Here is an 18,947-nt window from a genome sequence, read left to right as displayed (position 1 = left end):
GTATAGGCACAAAAAAGCGGGCACATATTTAAAAAATTTGGCAAACTATATTTGTTTATGTATATACTAAAAATATAATTGAAAAAAAAAGAAATTATACTATACTAAAAATCAATCATTTATAAAATTAATAAGGATTTTAATTATGGCTTTTTTTGATTTAAGTTTGGAAGAACTTTATAAATATAAAGGTGTATCCGAAGAGCCTAAAGACTTTGATGAGTTTTGGGATAATACTTTAAAAGAAAACAATCATAATACAGAGGCTAAATATACATTAATAGATACACATTTAAAATTATTTGATGTTTGGAATGTAAGTTTTAACGGATATTTAAAGCATAAGATAAACGGCTGGTATATAGCACCTAAATATGCTTCAGAAAACAATCAAAAGCTAACATGCATAATGTGCTACCCCGGATACGGCGGCGGAAGAGATTATCCTATTAAACATTTGCTTTTTCCTTCAGCAGGATACAGTGTATTTGTAATGGAGGTAAGAGGGCAGGGGGCAGAAGGAGGAAATGGGGCATTAACTCCAGACCCTATAGGTTCAACTCCTCATGCAGACGGATTTCTTACTATGGGTATACTCGATAAAAAAGACTATTATTATAAAAGAGTTTTCATTGATGCTGTTAAATCATTAGAGGCTGCAAAAGAACATTCTTTGACTGGAAAAATAGCTATAAACGGTACAAGTCAGGGCGGAGGCATATCTCTTGCTGTTTTGGGTTTATCATCTATTACCAAAGAAAAAATCGAAGCTGCTATGATAGATGTTCCTTTTTTATGCGACTATAAAAGAGCATGCACTATTACTGATACTTTGCCTTATAATGAAATAGCAAGGTTCTGCAAAACAAACAGAATGCATGAAAAAACTGTTTTTAACACTTTATCATATTTTGATGGGGCTTTATTTGCAAAAAGGTCTAAAGTTAAAGCGTTATTTTCAGTTGGTCTTATGGATGTTTTATGTCCTCCTTCAACTGTGTTTGCTGCTTATAATAATTATGCAGGAGATAAATCTATTAATGTTTATACATTTAATGGACATGAGGGAGGAGATAATGAGCAGAGCGAGAGAAAATTAGAGTTTTTAAGTTCTCTAAATCTTTAGGACTGATTGTTTAGCATTAATATTTTATTAAATTTATAAATATGCAGTTTATAACTGATTAATAAAATTATAAGCTGCATTTTTATTTTACAATTTCAATACCTCTTCTACACTAAGACCTGTATTCTCACTGATTATCTTTATATCTATACCAGCATTTTTTAAACTTCTGGCTATAGTAATTTGCTCTTTTCTTATACCCTCCTGCATACCTTCTCTCCTTCCTTCTTCTAAACCTCTTTCCATTCCTCTTTCCATTCCTCTTTCTATTCCTTCCTGTAAGCCCTCTTCACGTTCTCTTCTTAACATTAAAGTCTGTCCGTATAAAAAAGCATCTCTCGCATTGTAAACTTCCATCTCATCTTCACTGGATATAAAACGTTCATATTTATTAATTACTTTAGGCATAATCATATTTACCTCCTTTAATTTATCTTTAACTTTATCTAAATCTTTAGCCGTAAAAAACTCTATCCAAGATAGTATTCTATTTTTCTTTATATACTCTATGTCAGCATTATTTACAACCTTTATAAACCTTGGTACTTCAACTATATGCATCTGAACCATATCCAAAACAATCTCTTGATTTTCTGTATCTATGAGCTTAAAACATCTGTGGGGCTTACCCTTATCATTAAAATCCATATAAAAGTCTACAAAGTTAATACTTATTACCTCGCTTATTATATCATAAGGCTCTTTTTCTTCTACTTCGCTTACTATATTCTTAGATATATAATAGTATATTCTCTTCAAAAAGTCTATATTTCCGGAAAGCTGTATTTCTATAATAACTTTTCTGCTGTCTTTGGTAACTGCCTTTACATCAAGTACGGATTCTTTTAGGTTAATATTCTCTGGTAAGTTATGCGGATTAATTATTTGTAAATTATGTACCGTTTCAAAGCCCAAATCTTCAAGTACAGCATTTACTATGTTTTCTAATATATCCTCATTACCCAAAGAGCCTAAAAGATAGCGTACAAAATAGTCGTTCATTCTGTTTATGTTACGCATCATTATTATACTCCAAAATTGTTATAAGTAAATAAAATATATAAATATTAGTTAAACAAATTTTTTATGCATAATAAGCCTAAATTTAAGAATTTTTTTATAGTTTTAATGAAAATAATTTTATGGAATTATGATTGACGGTATATTTGCTTACTAACATTTTAGATATAATTTATTAGTTACTGAGACTATAAACTAAATAATTAAATAAAGTTATAATAAAAAAATATAATATAAACTTTATAATAATTACAAGAAAAATAAAATACAAACTTTTATATATAAAATAATTTAATAAATGATTTTGTTTTAAAGTATAATTTTATTAAAAAGCATTTTAATGAATAAAAAAGAGGCCTAAACTATAAAAGTCTAAGCCCCAAAATAAAACCTTTATGAATTAGCAAAAATTACTCATTTGCACCAAAAGAAGGAAGATACCAAGTAATACCAGTAGTAGTTTCAAATAATACCGGAGGAAGATTAACATTAGCAACTGAACCTGTTTTACCAGTTACATTACCATTAACATCCATCTCGAAGTACCATTCTAAATCTTTAACCGGAGTTACATACATTTCAGCATAAGCAGCCCAAGTTAATGCATGGCTTGTTTGCTGTGCTGCTCCTTTTTGTTTTTGAGAAGCTACAGCATAACCTATAGCAGGCTCAAAATAAAGAGATACTGTATCACTGCTTGCTGCTAAAGATAATACTGGTTTGATAGACAAATAGAAAGGACTAACATCATATATATCTGACTGAGACTGATTTTCTCCTAAGGCATAACCTCGTTCATTTCTATACATATCACCTATTGTCAAATAATCACGTGAAAAATCATTACCTAAATAATTTCCTTTTAATGCCTGATGATAATCTATTCTGATATAAGGATTAACAGTTACATTACCTACCTGAGTATTCAAGAAGTATAATCTTAACTGCATACCGAAAGTTTCAACAGTACTTTTACTTGAATTATTTTCCCAAGTACCGTTTTTATAATTCAAATCTAGCCTTATTAAATTAAAAGCATCTATTCCGGTATAATATCTTAATTCTATCTGATTGAAACCTACACCAGTAAATTTCGTACCATTACCATAAGCATTGTCTGCTACAGCAACCTGTACAGGTATTGCTACTCTCAAGCTGTCATTTAAAGCATTAAGTAGTAATGTAGGAGTATGTACCTGTAAATATTTATCTATATAAGTAAAGTTGTATCCTACACCTATACCGAACATATCAGAAGTGTATCCTATACCTGCTGATAATGTAGCATCTAATTGAACACCGCTGTTATTTCCAGAAAGGATTTGTCCCATCCAGCCGCCGTCAGCTTTGAAACCTAATGTACCCTTAATAGTTCCGTTTCCAAGCGTAAAACCTAACTGATCCATTCTTGCTCTAAACTGGTTGCCATGTACAAGGAAGTTAATCCAGTCATTACCATCTGCACCGTACATACCAAACACTGAGGCAGTTGCTATGGTTAAAAGAGCCATAGCGGTTAATAAAACCTTTTTCATTTTTGATTCTCCTAATATTTTTATAGTCTTTTGACAGTGCCTACTGAGAGATTGCTTAAGTAACTCAATAGACACCATAAAGATCCTCTACTTATTAGTCTACATAATTTTTATAAAAAGTCAATATTTTCAATACAAATTATAAAAAAAATATTTTATCAATTAGGTAATTACATACAAAAAAATATAATTTTATAAAATTTTATAAGTTATTGATATTTTTATTGTTTTAAAAAAAATATATATAGAGATTTATAGGGTAGTATGGTTATGTATTTTAGTATTATTTAATACTATTGTTTAAAAATACTATAATTATTACCAAGACATCTGAAAGCCAAAGCCTATATATATATCATTCAGAGTAGGGTAGTTTTGAATTATACTTTTATCAAGGCTCTTAGGAAGTCTTAAAGCTAAAAGTAAATAAGGCTCACCTGTAACAATATTCTGATATCCTGATACAGGAATGCTCGCATCAAATCCTGCTTTTAAAGCCGCAGAATGCATATATTCTTTTGAGTAATAAGCAAATCTATATGAAAGCGAAGCAAAGAAATTATCAAAGTATATATGGCTTAAATTAAAATGAGAACTTAAATAACCTAAAAGTTCAACATCACCGCCTAAAAAATAATTTGATTTATATTTTTTATTTTGTACATATGAATAAAACTCTTCCGGAGCTTTTACTTCTCTAGCTCCGAATACTGCAGAGTTTCCATCAAATGCTGTATTTGTATCGAATGCATAAGAACCGTAAAAACTTGCTCTTATAGGAACATATCTTGTTTGGAATTTTGTATTAAAGTCTATAGCAAATTTATTATATCTTATAGAGTATGTAGGGTATATAGTTATATCAACTAAATCATCTCTGTATGGTTTATCAGTTTGCACTCTGAATATCATTGATGCCTTTAGAGAAATATTAAAAGTATATGAAGAATATTTCCATGTAAATGCTGATGATGTATTAGTTTGAGGATTGACAAATTCTGAAAATAAAGCACCAGATATCGAAGGCTCTAATAAGAAATGCACTTTGTCGCTTTCTGTATTAATTAAAAACTGCATAGCAAGGTATGTATTTAATCTCCAATAATTGTATGTAGAATATACTACATCGCTTTTAAACCCAAAGTATAAAGGATAAAGCATGCTAAAAGAAGTAACAGTGAGTTCAGTTTGAAGAAAGTTGGAAGGTATATCGTACCCAAGCCATATTAACGCCAAATTATTTGCAGAAGGTGAAGAGATTACAGATAATATTCCAAGCCCGTTTACAAGAAAAGGAAAAGTATCATTTACTTGAGGAAGAGGCACCCACATAGTCCAAGGCTTAAAATATTTAAATGCATTATAATTTCCCATATCCATTTGAGGAGTAAACTCGTATTTATTAATTGTTTTATCAGTATATGCGAAGTTTTTTGTTTGAGATGAATTGTCTGTGTACTTCATAAGCCTGTCAAACTCTGAAAATCTGCCTTTATAATAAATGCTCTCTCCAGCATATACAGCAGAAAATACCCCGCCTGAATAGTCTTTTGTGTATAGCTTAATACTATTATTATTTAAATTAATTTCGCCTAGCTTATAAAATCTGTCATTATTATTATACGAAAAAAGAAGTTTGTTATTTGAGTATTTTAAATAACGTACATAATTAAAAGTGTTATCCTTTGTATCAATATATTTTAATGTTTTACTATTATAATTAAATATTGCTATATGTTTTATTCCGTTATCTGTAACTATTAATGCTATATTATTATCATCAATAACTGTAGGAGAACTGTATCCGAAATTATCATTGGCTTGTAATAAAATTTCTTTTTCATTATTCTCATTTATGTATACTAAAACAGAGTTATGCAAATCCTTTGATATTCCTATAATACCATTTTTAAAATATCTTGCATACTGCAGGTCAAACCATTTTCTTTTTGTTCTTCTTTTTTTATTTAAATCATATTCTTTTACAATATATTTATAAAGTCCTCCGTTAAACATATATGACACTATCAAAGCATTGCTTCCGTCTTTTGATATATCCAAACTTTCAGAGCTTCTGTCTATTAAAAACTCTAATTTCAAATCTTTTTTATTATTTTCATTATTTCTTTTTTCTTTATATGAATACAATGCTCCTATATCTCCGTCTATATAGTATAGAGTGTCATTGTATGAGGCGATATCATTAATAAAAGTTTCTTTATCATTTACTCTCAATTCTTCGCTTGGATTAATATCTGTAAGCACCAAATAGTTTTGAAAGTCTGACCATACTTCAGTAAATTTTATTCCGTAAACTTTTTTAAAAGCTCCGTATACTCCAGAATTATAAACCAAAAATGAAAAATGAAGTCTTGTCTGCATTCTATTCCAAAACTCATTATACTTTTCCATTCCGAATCTGTCTTGCAAATATTTTGAAAATAATCCGCCGTATTCATAGTATACATTTCCGTATGGCATTTTTGTCCATACATAGGAGGCTTGAATTGGAGTCCTGAAATTTCCTTCAAAAATATCCTGTCTCAATCTCTCTTTAACAAGCGGATCATTAGCCCTGCCAAAACCTGTAAAACTTTCCATACTAACAGGAGCACCCTCTATCATAAAAGGCATTGCGTTAATATGAACAAAAGAAGCCCAGTTTCCCATTACCTTAGTTGCAAGCCCTGTATTTTCTGAAGCCATAGTCAGCAGATGAGTAAGTTCATGTATAAATACTGTTTCAAAGTTATTACTGAAACTTGTAAAATTTTCGTCCAGATTGGTATCATAAAGTATAAGGCTTGAAGCAGGTATTATCATTGCTGCCGAATTAAACAGATTAAAATCGGGGGTTATTGTTATGGGGATTTTTCCTCGTACTGTACTGTTTAAAATTTTAGAATATTTTTCGTATATATCATCAGCAACTTTTGCAAGGTTTTCAGCTGTTCTTCTGGATTCTATAGGAAAGATAATTTCAAACTTTTCTGTTTGTATGGTATATAACTTTCTGAATGGTTTGAAAACCTGTGTGTATAGATTTACACTTATAGTAAATATTAAAGTAAGAAATAAAATATACTTTTTCATAAATAATTAAATAATAGTATATTATAATTTTTATTTTTTTCCAGTGAGTAAAGTATAAATTATATGTACATATTATATTTTGTTCATTTATTATTTTATATGGCTTAAAATGCTTATTTTGTTTGTTCAGCAGTGCAAAACTTAATTATAAAATATAAAAATAATAAAATTAATAAAAAAATATTATTAAAATGATTATAATATGCTTTTAAATATGGTAAAATTATGACTGTTATTTATCAATATAAAATAATAGGCATATATTAAAATATTTAATTTTTTTAAAAATCATATATGTTTATAAAATTAACAAAATGATTTTGTTAATTTATCATTCGGTTTTACTTGAGTTTATATTTTTGTATTTTTTATATTCCCTCATAAATTTTCTTATATCAGGAAATATTATATTTCCGTTCTTATCTATATCTATACTTTTTATTTTTTTTATTTCTCTTAAAGAATATTCATTTTCTTCTACACCTATCATGCTAAATATATCATAAATATTATATTTTGACTTTATTGTATTGGTTTCTTTAAAAAGTCTTTCCATTCTTATAAAGCTTTCCAAAATTAACAGCACTTTACTTGTTATGCCGTTTATACTGAAAGTGTTTATAGATCTCATAATGGTGTATATTCTCATAGAAAGAAATTTAATGGATCGTACTCTTAATTCTTTATCAGTTTTTACCAGTTCAAGCATATCTTCTTTTTTAAATATTTTTATTATAGTGTCTTCAATGGCTATTGCAGTTGTTATAAGCATTTTATTATTTGCTAATGAATTATATCCGTTAATTATTTCATTATCTGTGTATATTGTTCTGGTAATGATTTTGGAATTGAACATAGTATATATTCCTACTTTACCTGATAATATTATGTAAAGTTTATCAGCACTTTCAAGTTCTGTAAATATACAAGTTCCTTTTTCTAGTTTATATATACCATCTATTACTAAACTTGCAGTATTAGATGGTTTTATTTTAGACATTATTTTTTTTATTTCTTTACTCTCGCCGTTTAATTCTATGTATTTATTGTACATTTTATAAGCGGCATCATCGTATCCGTTGTTTTTATATACTTCTGCGATTTTTAATATATCACTTTCTTTTTTAAAAGGTATATTTTTTTCTTTACTGAAAATATAGAAATATTGGTTTAAACGTATTTCCATTACATTTGTTAAATGATCATATAATTTTTTTATTAGATGTATATTTGTTATTTTGTCTAACTCATTTATATTAATTTCCATAACCTCCGTATCTTCTTCTGCTTTTACGGTTTCAAAGTATGGTACATTTACAGCCGCATTAACTAATCCTATAATATCTCCTTTTTTATGATATATATTATAATTTTCATCAAAATAATTGTATGAAACAGCACTTCCTTTTGATATTATATAAAAGAAATTTTTTGCATTTTCTCCATATATAAATATTATAGATGATTTTTTAAACTCTATTTTATTATATTTTATCATATATCATCTCCAAAATCTTCATTGTTAATTTTATCAGAGTTTCTTTTAAAATATATTTGATATTCCTTAAAAAAATTGTTGATATTACTTATTACGATATTCTTTTCATCAGTAATTTTTATGCTTTTTATTTTTTTTATTTCTCTTTCAACATAGTCTGTATGATCTATAAATACCATACTTAATATATCATCTATAGTATAAAATAATGCAATATAATTTGTTTTTTTAAACATCAGATCTAATTTAATTAAACCTTCTATTACAGTTAAAATTTTTAGTATTACATTATTGATATTAATAGCTTTGATTCTTGCTATTGTATTGTACACTCTTGCAGACATCATTTTTATCAAATAAACTCTTGTGGCTTTATCTTCAATGATCATATTTTCAAACTCTTTTTTATCCATTATTTTGATAATAGAATCTTCTAATACAATTGCTGTATTTGCTATTACTTTTTTTCCTAATAAATCTTTATATCCGAAAATATCATTATCATAATACTTCATTCTTGTTACAGGCTTATGATTAAAATAACTATATACTCCTACTATTCCTGATTTTACAAAGTATATGTAATTATTCTGACTTGTTTCTTCAAATAGGCAGCTTCCTTTTTTAAAACTAAATACACCTTTTGTTATTTCTTTAGGACTTTCTATAGGCTCTATTTTTGATATTTTATTTACTACATTTTTATCATTTATTTTTTCTTGATTATTTTCATATATTTTTATGGCAGCATATAAAAAACCTTTATCTATATATGATTTGCATATATACGTAATATTTAATTTTTCAGATGAATCTACTTTTGAGTATTTATATAGAAAATAATAATATTTTTTTACCCAAACTTCCATTGTATTTATTAGATGTTTATATATTTTATTCATTAATTCTACATTGTCTATTTTTTCTATTTCTCTTACATCTATTTCTATTACTTCAGTATCTTCTATTACTTTAGAAGTGGAGAAATATGGTTCATTCATAACAGCACTTACTATACCTATAATATCTCCTTTTTTATGTTCGTATTTAAAATTATCAGCAAAATAACTTTCAAATATTACTTTACCTTTGTTTATGATGTAAAATTTTCCATCTGGATATTGTCCAGATATAAATAATGTTGATGATTTTTTAAAATTAATTTTGTTGTAATTTATCATCATTTACAGACCCCTTATTGTATTTTTTTAAAAATGATGTTAGAGTAATAGTATCATAGATGATAGATAGATAGATAGATAGATAGATAGATAGATAGATAGATAGATAGATAGATAGATAGATAGATAGATAGATAGATAGATAACGGATAACGGATAACGGATAACGGATAACGGATAACGGATAACGGATAACGGATAACGGATAACGGATAACGGATAACGCTCATTTCTATACCATAAATTATAATTACGGCTGTATTATAATATATTTATTTTATTATGTCAATATAAAAAATTAATGTGATTTTTAAGAGCAGTATATATTATTTATTTATTAATTATAAATATTTTATAATATTTATGATGCTAGTCAAGCATGTTAAATATAAAATTATATTCCAGTATGGTTAGATTAGAAATCTTCTAAAGTATAACCAGCCGTACCTGTAGCAAACGCATTTACATTCCAGTATGGTTAGATTAGAAATTATTACTATCAGTTATTACAGTCTCATACTCAAATAAATTTACATTCCAGTATGGTTAGATTAGAAATTAAAAAATAACAACACTATAGGATATGTTCCTCTTGATTTACATTCCAGTATGGTTAGATTAGAAATAAGTTGGCATAATTAATAATGATGTTGTTTGTTTATTATTTACATTCCAGTATGGTTAGATTAGAAATACTCATTCAATTCATTTTGTGCATCAATGATAGCTATTTACATTCCAGTATGGTTAGATTAGAAATAAATAAGTTTAATAAAATATTATCGAAATGGGAAATATTTACATTCCAGTATGGTTAGATTAGAAATACTTCTTGGAGCTATAAAGAATGATAGGAACTATATATTTACATTCCAGTATGGTTAGATTAGAAATCTTATGGTGGCGGTGTTCCTGATGTATCATCAAACAGATTTACATTCCAGTATGGTTAGATTAGAAATTTGCAGTTGTACTTACATATTTGCCTTTTATGATAATTTACATTCCAGTATGGTTAGATTAGAAATTAAAACTATCAACATCATTCCCAGTATAAAAAAACTCATTTACATTCCAGTATGGTTAGATTAGAAATTTTAAAATATAAATATAATGCTTATATGTCTTTTAAATTTACATTCCAGTATGGTTAGATTAGAAATAAGTGAGATAGTAGGTGATGAGGTTATGGATATTACATTTACATTCCAGTATGGTTAGATTAGAAATTTTAAAATATAAATATAATGCTTATATGTCTTTTAAATTTACATTCCAGTATGGTTAGATTAGAAATCTTATGGTGGCGGTGTTCCTGATGTATCATCAAACAGATTTACATTCCAGTATGGTTAGATTAGAAATTTGCAGTTGTACTTACATATTTGCCTTTTATGATAATTTACATTCCAGTATGGTTAGATTAGAAATTTTAAAATATAAATATAATGCTTATATGTCTTTTAAATTTACATTCCAGTATGGTTAGATTAGAAATAAGTGAGATAGTAGGTGATGAGGTTATGGATATTACATTTACATTCCAGTATGGTTAGATTAGAAATATGTTGATTAGTGTTATACCAGTTTGCAGTTGCTTGTTTTTACATTCCAGTATGGTTAGATTAGAAATTAAGAATAAATATTTTTAGTAAAAATAAGTTGTATGCTTTTACATTCCAGTATGGTTAGATTAGAAATCGTTTTATGACTGGTTAGGTCGCAGTAAAAAAGAATTTTACATTCCAGTATGGTTAGATTAGAAATATATTGTACTTCCCAAACACCGCCGAACAGATTTTCTTTTACATTCCAGTATGGTTAGATTAGAAATCTATCTAATATTACAAGTTTTTTATTTTCAAAGTGTTTTACATTCCAGTATGGTTAGATTAGAAATTTGAGTATCAAGACGTTGGAGTTGAAAGTAATTTCGTTTTACATTCCAGTATGGTTAGATTAGAAATGCTAACTCTTGAGGCGTGTAATATCTTTTTATGCTATTTTACATTCCAGTATGGTTAGATTAGAAATACCTATACTAACATTATATTTACGATATTTTTTGTATTTTACATTCCAGTATGGTTAGATTAGAAATTTAAGCTAGTTACTTGATTTACTACTTTACCATTTGTTTTACATTCCAGTATGGTTAGATTAGAAATCTACTATTTCCGATCCCGGTCTTATGGATCATACTTATTTTACATTCCAGTATGGTTAGATTAGAAATAGTATTACTAAGATGACTAAATTAATTGAGACTGTCTTTTACATTCCAGTATGGTTAGATTAGAAATACTAATATTTATAATTAAGATATCGGGTTTTGCATATTTTACATTCCAGTATGGTTAGATTAGAAATTGTTCTATAAAGTCTATAAACTCATTAAATGTTTTTTTTTACATTCCAGTATGGTTAGATTAGAAATACCGACTGTATCAAGTTCTCTATTTTTATACAAAACTTTTACATTCCAGTATGGTTAGATTAGAAATTACTCATTCAATTCATTTTGTGCATCAATGATAGCTTTTTACATTCCAGTATGGTTAGATTAGAAATACCTAGACGACATGAAAGTTTTTATATATTGTCAAATTTTACATTCCAGTATGGTTAGATTAGAAATATAAATTATTTGTCAATAGAAAAGCCCGCAAAAATGCTTTTACATTCCAGTATGGTTAGATTAGAAATACGCTGTATAATATTAACTTTGACAGTATTATACATTTTTACATTCCAGTATGGTTAGATTAGAAATAAACAGCAAAAAGCATTAGAATTACAACAAAAACAACTTTTACATTCCAGTATGGTTAGATTAGAAATAATTAAATATGATGTAATATATTCTACTTCAGAGGATTTTACATTCCAGTATGGTTAGATTAGAAATAAAAATAAATTATTAAATAATGCTTTAATTAATAGAGTTTTACATTCCAGTATGGTTAGATTAGAAATAGTGAATTAGAACTCGGTTGTTTTATAGCTAGCTTATTTTACATTCCAGTATGGTTAGATTAGAAATAGTAAAGAAACTTGAAAGATATTTTAAGAATGTTAATTTTACATTCCAGTATGGTTAGATTAGAAATATATAAAAAAAGAAACTTGGGAATTAGTAAGTATAAATTTTACATTCCAGTATGGTTAGATTAGAAATAAATTGTTTATATTTGACTGAGCCCGCTTTTCATAATTTTACATTCCAGTATGGTTAGATTAGAAATAATCACTTTTTTGTTATAGCTGTCAAACTCCAAAAATTTTACATTCCAGTATGGTTAGATTAGAAATAAGTTAATTTAAATTGGTACAATTTAAGTCAAAAAATTTTACATTCCAGTATGGTTAGATTAGAAATTCAAATGAGAATGATATAATATTAGATTGTTTTGCATTTTACATTCCAGTATGGTTAGATTAGAAATAGAAAATATGCATTGTGAATGTAAAACTGTAGATACTTTTACATTCCAGTATGGTTAGATTAGAAATTAGTGTTTCTCTAGTGCCAGTAACACCTGCATTTTGTTTTACATTCCAGTATGGTTAGATTAGAAATCCGTATATCCAAAACTATTTTTCTAATTTACATATTTAATTTGCTTAAATGCACAAATACATAATGAAAAAACAGTTAATAAATATATTTTTGGCAAAAATCTTCTGTCGATTAAGCACAATTTTATAACAATTACACTTCGACAATAAACTTATTTTATATAAAATTAGATGTTTTGTCAATGCTTTCTTCTACTAAAAACTCTTTATCAAGCCATTTTTCATTACGGCTTTTAAAAACTATACAAGAATCTTTTTCTTTTCTTAAAATGTCAAAGAGCTTATTTTTTAATTCCAAATACTGTACTTTTGAGAGTTCACCCTCAAAGACAGATTTTTGTATATGATTAAGATATGCCTTGCAAGTCTTAAAAACTGTTCTTGCAGCTCTAGCACCATCTTCGTCATCTGTTTGTATATCATAAACTAATATTAAATACATTATTGCTTACCACCATATTACAAAAGGTTTATATTCTTTTTCATTAAGCAAATGTTTAGAGATTTTATAAAGTTCTAATCTAATCAAATGCTTATACGATACATCTCTTTTCAAACTCCTATGATTAACAGTAGTGGTAAGTCTTTTCTCTAATTCTTCCATTATTGTTTTTAATGCTTTATCTTTTAGTCTTAAAAAATTGCTATCTTTATCAAAATCATTTTCGCTTATCATCTTTTTATTTAATAATGAAAATATAAGTCTGTCAACTATTAATGGCTTAAAAATTTCTGCTGTATCAAGTGATAATGAAAATCTTTTTACAGACGGTTCATGCAAATAACTTATAGTAGGATTTAATTGTGTTTTATAAATCTCAGATAACACCTTTGTATAAAGTACAGAGTTCAAAAAACTTATAAGCGAGTTTATCATATTATCAGGAGGGCGTTTTACTCTTTTTTCAAAATCTATTTCCTGATTAATAATTTTTTTCCAAGAACTGTAATAAACTTTATGAATATTGCCTTCTATTCCCATTATTTCATTAATATTATAATACAAATCTATACTTGATTTTAATTTTTCTATGCTTTTGATTTCCTCTTTCAAATCACGTCCTCTATTATCATAATATTTTAAATTTCTTAGTATATTATCAGAAGCTCCATAAACAAATTTTTTGGCAAGTGATACCCTTTTATCATAATCACTGTAATGCATAACCTGATGAACAAGCAAATCCCCAGAAACTAATTTTTCTCTAGGATAAAAACTTCCAGAATAAAACTCATAATAATTAAAAAAATGCACGCATATTCCAATCTGCGATAAAAAATTAAGCAGTTTAGTATTTATTGTAACCTCAGAAAAAATATATATATCATAAATTATCTGTATGGGTAAATCTCTTTTCTCGCCGTTTGATTTGATAAACTGAAGCGTATTATCTTTTCTTTTAAGCTCTCCGCTTGAAAATAAATAATAAGATTTACTCATAAAAATAACTCCGTTAATTTATATTTCTCATATATAACAAAACTCATAATAAGCACATTTTTTACAAGCACTTTTATTAATAACTTCTGGTATATTTTTTTCTTTTATAATTTTATTTATAGTTCTAAGTCTTTCTAAAATTTTTTCATCATCTCCTTCTTCAAGGATTACTTCTTCTTTGTATCTTTTTGACGGTATATTTAATTCTCCTTTTATATCATCAAATCCGTACTGCTTTAATATAAATAAATAATATTTTATTTGATTAATAGCCATTTGTTTTTCTTTGTCTGATTTTTTTATTTCATGCACTACATTATTTTTTAAAAAGTCTATATTAACTTTATTATCTATCATAAAATTATGTTTTTGATTAGCATAAGTATTCTCATCAATAAACTTTCCAATCTTCACAAGCTCACTTTCTCCCTCAAAAGATAAATTATGATAAGAAAGCCAAACCTTTCTCATACATAAAAAACTATAAGAATAAATTGTACCTGTTACATAATTTATATTTTCTCTCATCATAATAAAACTAATCCATAAGAATAGAATTATCTTTTTTATCAAGAAGTCCTAATTCTTTATCATATTCCAATTCTACAATAAATATTTTATTCTTATTAATATTTTTATTTAAATTTATTTCAATACCAGAATAATTTTTTATCTTTTTATAAGTTTTTATTGGCACAGTAAACTTAAGTAATTCATTTTTTTTCTTTAATAATTTTTCATAATTTTCTTTACTCAACTTATCCATATTAAGTAATTTTCTATACTCATCTATAATATTATTTTCTTCATTTATCAAATCATTATAAATAATTGACGGCATAACTGTAACATTATCTATTTTTCTAAAAAGCCTCTCGCAGTCGCCTTTATCTACAGAAGCAGGAGGAAGATCTTTTATTTGTTTCAGAGTATTTTTTATTTGTTTCAGATAATTACTTTCTTTTAATATTTCTTCATCATAAACTTTATTAATAAAATCTTGTTTATCTTCTTCAGTAAATATTTTATTATCATAATATTTTAAAAACATTTTTGAGTTATCATATATTTCTTTATCATATACACTGCCGTATCCATCTTTAGTGTTATAAATAAATATATTAGGCTCATTTTTATTATAAGCTCTATCTCTATAAACTCTCCCCATTCTCTGAAGCAAACTGTCAGCTGAAGACATATCAGTATGAAGCTCATCAAAATCTATATCGAGACTAGCCTCTACTATTTGAGTTGATATCCATATGCCATAAGTTTCTTCTCTTTTACTAATATCATTTGGGGCAAAGTTTTTTATATCATCTTCTTTTTTCTTTCTGTCTTTCATTAGAAATCTTGAATGAAGAAGATTAATATTTTTGATATTATACTCTTTTAAAATATTATAAACTTCCTGTGAATGTTTTACTGTATTGCATATTACAAGCACTTTTTTATTTTCAGCACTTTTTATTATATTATCATAATTAAAAATATCTTCATCAATAAATTTAATAAAATGTCTTTTTATACTTTCATTATTTTTATCTTTTTTTAAAAATGCTTTGCTAGGCATTTCAAAATTAATATTATTTTCTTCCATAAGCTTTTTTACTATAGGAGGAAAAGTAGCAGTTATTATACAAAACTTACCGCCTATATCATTTATCACTTTAAGTCCGTAAATTATAAAAGCTGTTATTTCCGGAGTGTATGATTGTATTTCATCAATAATTAATTTGCTGTATTTCAAAGCAGCAGGAAAAATTTCTGTACCTAAAGATTTAAACACAAAATAAAAAAGCTGATCTATAGTACAAACTGTAAAAGGAAATGATAATTTTTTACTTTTATTATATTTATCAATCACATCATCAATAGACAAATCATTATCAAGCATATCATTAATACTATCTGAATGTAGGAAAGTTATTTTTTCTTTATCATAATAATTATTTTTTATTCTCTCATAAATAGCATTAATAGAAACTTTAAGAGGAAGAGTATAAAAAGTTTTTGATTTTTTAGCCCAAAGCAAAGCCCCTTCAGTTTTACCAATACCTGTAGAAGCAATAACTATAATATTTTTATCTTTATTTTCAAGCATATATTTTTGGCATTCATTAGGCTCAAATCTCGATAACACTTTTTTAGAAGCATCATCACTTCCTATTTCAATATAATCATCATAAGCACTAGCCGCATAATCTATTTTGTTTAGCATTCCTTTTATGATAATATAATTTTTCCAAATATCATATGATGTATTATAATTTTCTTTTATAACATTCATTGACACGCCAATATATTTGCATTTAAGTTTATCATCATAGTATTGTTTATAAAAGGAAACATCTTTTTCAATTATTTTTTTTATATCAGATGCACTTATTTCCAAACCATTATTATTTAAAGCTTTTCTTGTATGATGATTATAAACAGAACTTACTAATGCCTTTATTTCATTTTCAGAAAATTTCTCTTCAAGTTCATTAATATTTAAAAAAGCACAGCTTAAAATTCCATGCGGAACTTCATCAATATTTAATTCTTTATATAATTTTTCTAATTCATTATTATATTCATCAAATTCAAAATTTTTATCTATGCTTTTATAAATCTTTTTTTGAAATCTTGAATTCATTTTTCCTAAATCATGAGTTTCTAATGATATCTTTATAAGCTCTAATTCTTTTTCAGTAAAATATTTTTTATATAAAGTTTTAAAATCTTCAAATAGCCTTATAAGGTTTTTTGTATGTTTTTCAATACTTTCTGTATTATAATAATTATTATATTTGTTGCTTTTTGCTAAAAAATCTTCTTTTTTAATCATGCTAAAAATAAACCTAATTTACTTTCCTTTTCCTGAATAACTTCTTTTTTAAAAGCTATAACACTTCCTTTGTTTATATACTTTGCCTTAACTTTTTCTTTCCAATAACGTATATTAGTTTTTTTATTAATATCAAAAACCTTATTTAAATTATAAATAGTACCTATAAGCTCTTCTTTATTTATGATATTATCAATCATACTATAAGGTATATAAGCATCATAAAACATTTCTATCTCATCAGTTTTTTCTGTTTCTACAATGCTTACATTATCGATTCTTAAAATATCCTCATGACGCCCTAAAGCTGGATATACACAAGGTTTTTTAAGTCCTTTTAATATAAAATCAAATAAACTTTCATCTTCAGGAACAATATGAATAATTAAATTAACATCAACTATCACTTCAGCATATCCAAGTCCTTTAGTAATACCGTCAAAACTTCCGTCAGGATTTTTTACTTTTAATTGATGTCTTGAAGGATCGTATTTAATTCCGAAAAAATATCTAGTGTACAAATCAGTTAATGAACTTTTTGTTTCTCCCTGAATACTTACTTTCATAGGCATATATTCTCCGCTTTTACAGCTGCAAACTTTATGAATCATTCCTATAACTGTAGAGTATGGAGGAAGTTTAAAGCTTTCCTGAAATTGTATGCTTGACGGTCTTTTATAATTTGGCATATTTTGATAGCATTCTATTTTTATTGCTTTTGTTATATTATCATACATAGTATTCGTCAACCTTTTTGGATAATTCGTCTATAACATATGATACAGTTTTTGCATCCAACTCTTTTTTTATCTCTTCAGTATTTGCAAATATTGAATCTACCAATCCGCATATAGTGTTATTTTTTATTTCACTGTCCAAATCAAGAACATCTTTTATAGTTTTTATTTCCAAATTATTTTTATTAACTTTTAGTCTGTTTTCAAAGAATGGATTTTTAATATTATAAACTCCTCCTATTATAAATAAAGGACTTAAATTTTCTCTTCTTCCTTTTATATCTCTATATAAAGTTTTTAATATTTTTAAAAGCTCTTTAACTCTTTTCGCTTTTTCTTTATTATCTATTTCCTGTATTTCTTTGTTATTTTCTTTATCTTTTATGATTTCATCTATTCCCACTTTATCCAAATCAATGGTAACAGTGTATGCATAGTATGACTTATGTATCTCGCTTTGAGCAATAGCATTATCCATAGCTCCTCTTTTAGCAAGTGCCATATTAGTGAGAAAATCCAAATCAGAATTATAACTTTCCAAAGCAACAGCATTACTCAATCGTACAACTGCATTTCTAGTATTTGAAGAACCATTAACGCTGTTTTTTCCTGTTTTCATGTATCCAAAAAAATCTATTTCTGGATAGTCTTTTATAGAAGCATCTTTTTCAAACTGTACAACTTTATCAGCATTAGAAACTTTTGTATTATCCCAGCCTAATTGATTTATAATATTATATCTCAATGCCTGTCTTGATATATAACTATAGCTGTTTCCGTCTCCTCTGCTTAATTTTTTTAATGAGCTTATATTTCCGAAACTCTCCCCATAGTTTGCACTTTCTGCTTCAAATATTATACTTAATGTTAAACCTTTATTTTCCATATTTTTATTCTCCTTAAA

At 26.4% G+C, this 18,947-nt stretch carries 12 protein-coding genes and 1 CRISPR repeat array; of the genes, 1 reads left to right on the top strand and 11 read right to left on the bottom strand.

Annotated features, from left to right (window positions below; translation table 11 throughout):
• Positions 1 to 145: 145 nt before the first annotated feature.
• Positions 146 to 1,126, top strand: a complete 981-nt coding sequence (locus BMUR_RS06235) for an acetylxylan esterase (protein ID WP_013113754.1) — start codon at positions 146 to 148, stop codon at positions 1,124 to 1,126.
• 87 nt (positions 1,127 to 1,213) lie between these two features.
• Here the strand turns inward: BMUR_RS06235 and BMUR_RS06230 are convergent, their stop codons facing one another.
• The 11 genes from BMUR_RS06230 to cas7i form a co-directional block, all read right to left on the bottom strand.
• Positions 1,214 to 2,146: an Rpn family recombination-promoting nuclease/putative transposase gene (locus BMUR_RS06230; protein WP_041750077.1), complete on the bottom strand. Its 933-nt coding sequence runs from the start codon at positions 2,144 to 2,146 to the stop codon at positions 1,214 to 1,216.
• Positions 2,147 to 2,556: 410 nt separating this feature from the next.
• Complete coding sequence (locus BMUR_RS06225; protein ID WP_013113752.1) at positions 2,557 to 3,681, bottom strand: serpulina hyodysenteriae variable surface protein; 1,125 nt, start codon at positions 3,679 to 3,681, stop codon at positions 2,557 to 2,559.
• Between the two features lie 318 nt (positions 3,682 to 3,999).
• Positions 4,000 to 6,774, bottom strand: a complete 2,775-nt coding sequence (locus BMUR_RS06220; RefSeq protein WP_013113751.1) for a hypothetical protein — start codon at positions 6,772 to 6,774, stop codon at positions 4,000 to 4,002.
• Positions 6,775 to 7,105: 331 nt separating this feature from the next.
• Complete coding sequence (locus BMUR_RS06215) at positions 7,106 to 8,272, bottom strand: cyclic nucleotide-binding domain-containing protein (protein ID WP_013113750.1); 1,167 nt, start codon at positions 8,270 to 8,272, stop codon at positions 7,106 to 7,108.
• Positions 8,269 to 9,456: a cyclic nucleotide-binding domain-containing protein gene (locus BMUR_RS06210; RefSeq protein ID WP_013113749.1), complete on the bottom strand. Its 1,188-nt coding sequence runs from the start codon at positions 9,454 to 9,456 to the stop codon at positions 8,269 to 8,271. The genes BMUR_RS06215 and BMUR_RS06210 overlap by 4 nt, the downstream gene beginning before the upstream one ends.
• Before the next feature lie 389 nt (positions 9,457 to 9,845).
• A CRISPR array of direct repeats spans positions 9,846 to 13,033; the repeat unit is 31 nt; unit sequence TTTTACATTCCAGTATGGTTAGATTAGAAAT.
• Positions 13,034 to 13,189: 156 nt separating this feature from the next.
• Entirely contained in the window at positions 13,190 to 13,474 is a 285-nt protein-coding gene (cas2, locus tag BMUR_RS06205; RefSeq protein ID WP_013113748.1) for a CRISPR-associated endonuclease Cas2, read from the bottom strand.
• 6 nt (positions 13,475 to 13,480) lie between these two features.
• Positions 13,481 to 14,473, bottom strand: coding sequence for a type I-B CRISPR-associated endonuclease Cas1b (gene cas1b / locus BMUR_RS06200; RefSeq protein WP_013113747.1), 993 nt, complete (start codon positions 14,471 to 14,473; stop codon positions 13,481 to 13,483).
• Positions 14,474 to 14,500: 27 nt separating this feature from the next.
• Positions 14,501 to 15,004, bottom strand: a complete 504-nt coding sequence (locus BMUR_RS06195; RefSeq protein WP_013113746.1) for a CRISPR-associated protein Cas4 — start codon at positions 15,002 to 15,004, stop codon at positions 14,501 to 14,503.
• A gap of 7 nt (positions 15,005 to 15,011) precedes the next feature.
• Positions 15,012 to 17,306: a CRISPR-associated helicase/endonuclease Cas3 gene (locus BMUR_RS06190; protein ID WP_013113745.1), complete on the bottom strand. Its 2,295-nt coding sequence runs from the start codon at positions 17,304 to 17,306 to the stop codon at positions 15,012 to 15,014.
• Positions 17,303 to 18,043, bottom strand: a complete 741-nt coding sequence (gene cas5 / locus BMUR_RS06185) for a CRISPR-associated protein Cas5 (protein WP_013113744.1) — start codon at positions 18,041 to 18,043, stop codon at positions 17,303 to 17,305. Before cas5 ends, BMUR_RS06190 begins: the two co-directional genes overlap by 4 nt.
• On the bottom strand, positions 18,036 to 18,929 hold the full coding sequence (gene cas7i, locus BMUR_RS06180) for a type I-B CRISPR-associated protein Cas7/Cst2/DevR (protein WP_013113743.1): 894 nt from the start codon (positions 18,927 to 18,929) through the stop codon (positions 18,036 to 18,038). The genes cas5 and cas7i overlap by 8 nt, the downstream gene beginning before the upstream one ends.
• Positions 18,930 to 18,947 lie beyond the last annotated feature (18 nt).

Source organism: Brachyspira murdochii DSM 12563 (assembly GCF_000092845.1).
Lineage (GTDB): Bacteria > Spirochaetota > Brachyspiria > Brachyspirales > Brachyspiraceae > Brachyspira > Brachyspira murdochii.
This window is presented reverse-complemented; position numbering and strand designations above follow the sequence as displayed.

What these genes read in the sequence shown, in the direction of transcription:
- BMUR_RS06220 (WP_013113751.1), bottom strand. Translation starts at nt 6,774, where the DNA reads ATGAAAAAGTATATTTTATTTCTTACTTTAATATTTACTATAAGTGTA.
- cas2 (WP_013113748.1), bottom strand. Translation starts at nt 13,474, where the DNA reads ATGTATTTAATATTAGTTTATGATATACAAACAGATGACGAAGATGGT.
- BMUR_RS06235 (WP_013113754.1), top strand. Translation starts at nt 146, where the DNA reads ATGGCTTTTTTTGATTTAAGTTTGGAAGAACTTTATAAATATAAAGGT.
- BMUR_RS06190 (WP_013113745.1), bottom strand. Translation starts at nt 17,306, where the DNA reads ATGATTAAAAAAGAAGATTTTTTAGCAAAAAGCAACAAATATAATAAT.
- cas7i (WP_013113743.1), bottom strand. Translation starts at nt 18,929, where the DNA reads ATGGAAAATAAAGGTTTAACATTAAGTATAATATTTGAAGCAGAAAGT.
- cas5 (WP_013113744.1), bottom strand. Translation starts at nt 18,043, where the DNA reads ATGTATGATAATATAACAAAAGCAATAAAAATAGAATGCTATCAAAAT.
- cas1b (WP_013113747.1), bottom strand. Translation starts at nt 14,473, where the DNA reads ATGAGTAAATCTTATTATTTATTTTCAAGCGGAGAGCTTAAAAGAAAA.
- BMUR_RS06215 (WP_013113750.1), bottom strand. Translation starts at nt 8,272, where the DNA reads ATGATAAAATATAATAAAATAGAGTTTAAAAAATCATCTATAATATTT.
- BMUR_RS06225 (WP_013113752.1), bottom strand. Translation starts at nt 3,681, where the DNA reads ATGAAAAAGGTTTTATTAACCGCTATGGCTCTTTTAACCATAGCAACT.
- BMUR_RS06195 (WP_013113746.1), bottom strand. Translation starts at nt 15,004, where the DNA reads ATGATGAGAGAAAATATAAATTATGTAACAGGTACAATTTATTCTTAT.
- BMUR_RS06230 (WP_041750077.1), bottom strand. Translation starts at nt 2,146, where the DNA reads ATGCGTAACATAAACAGAATGAACGACTATTTTGTACGCTATCTTTTA.
- BMUR_RS06210 (WP_013113749.1), bottom strand. Translation starts at nt 9,456, where the DNA reads ATGATGATAAATTACAACAAAATTAATTTTAAAAAATCATCAACATTA.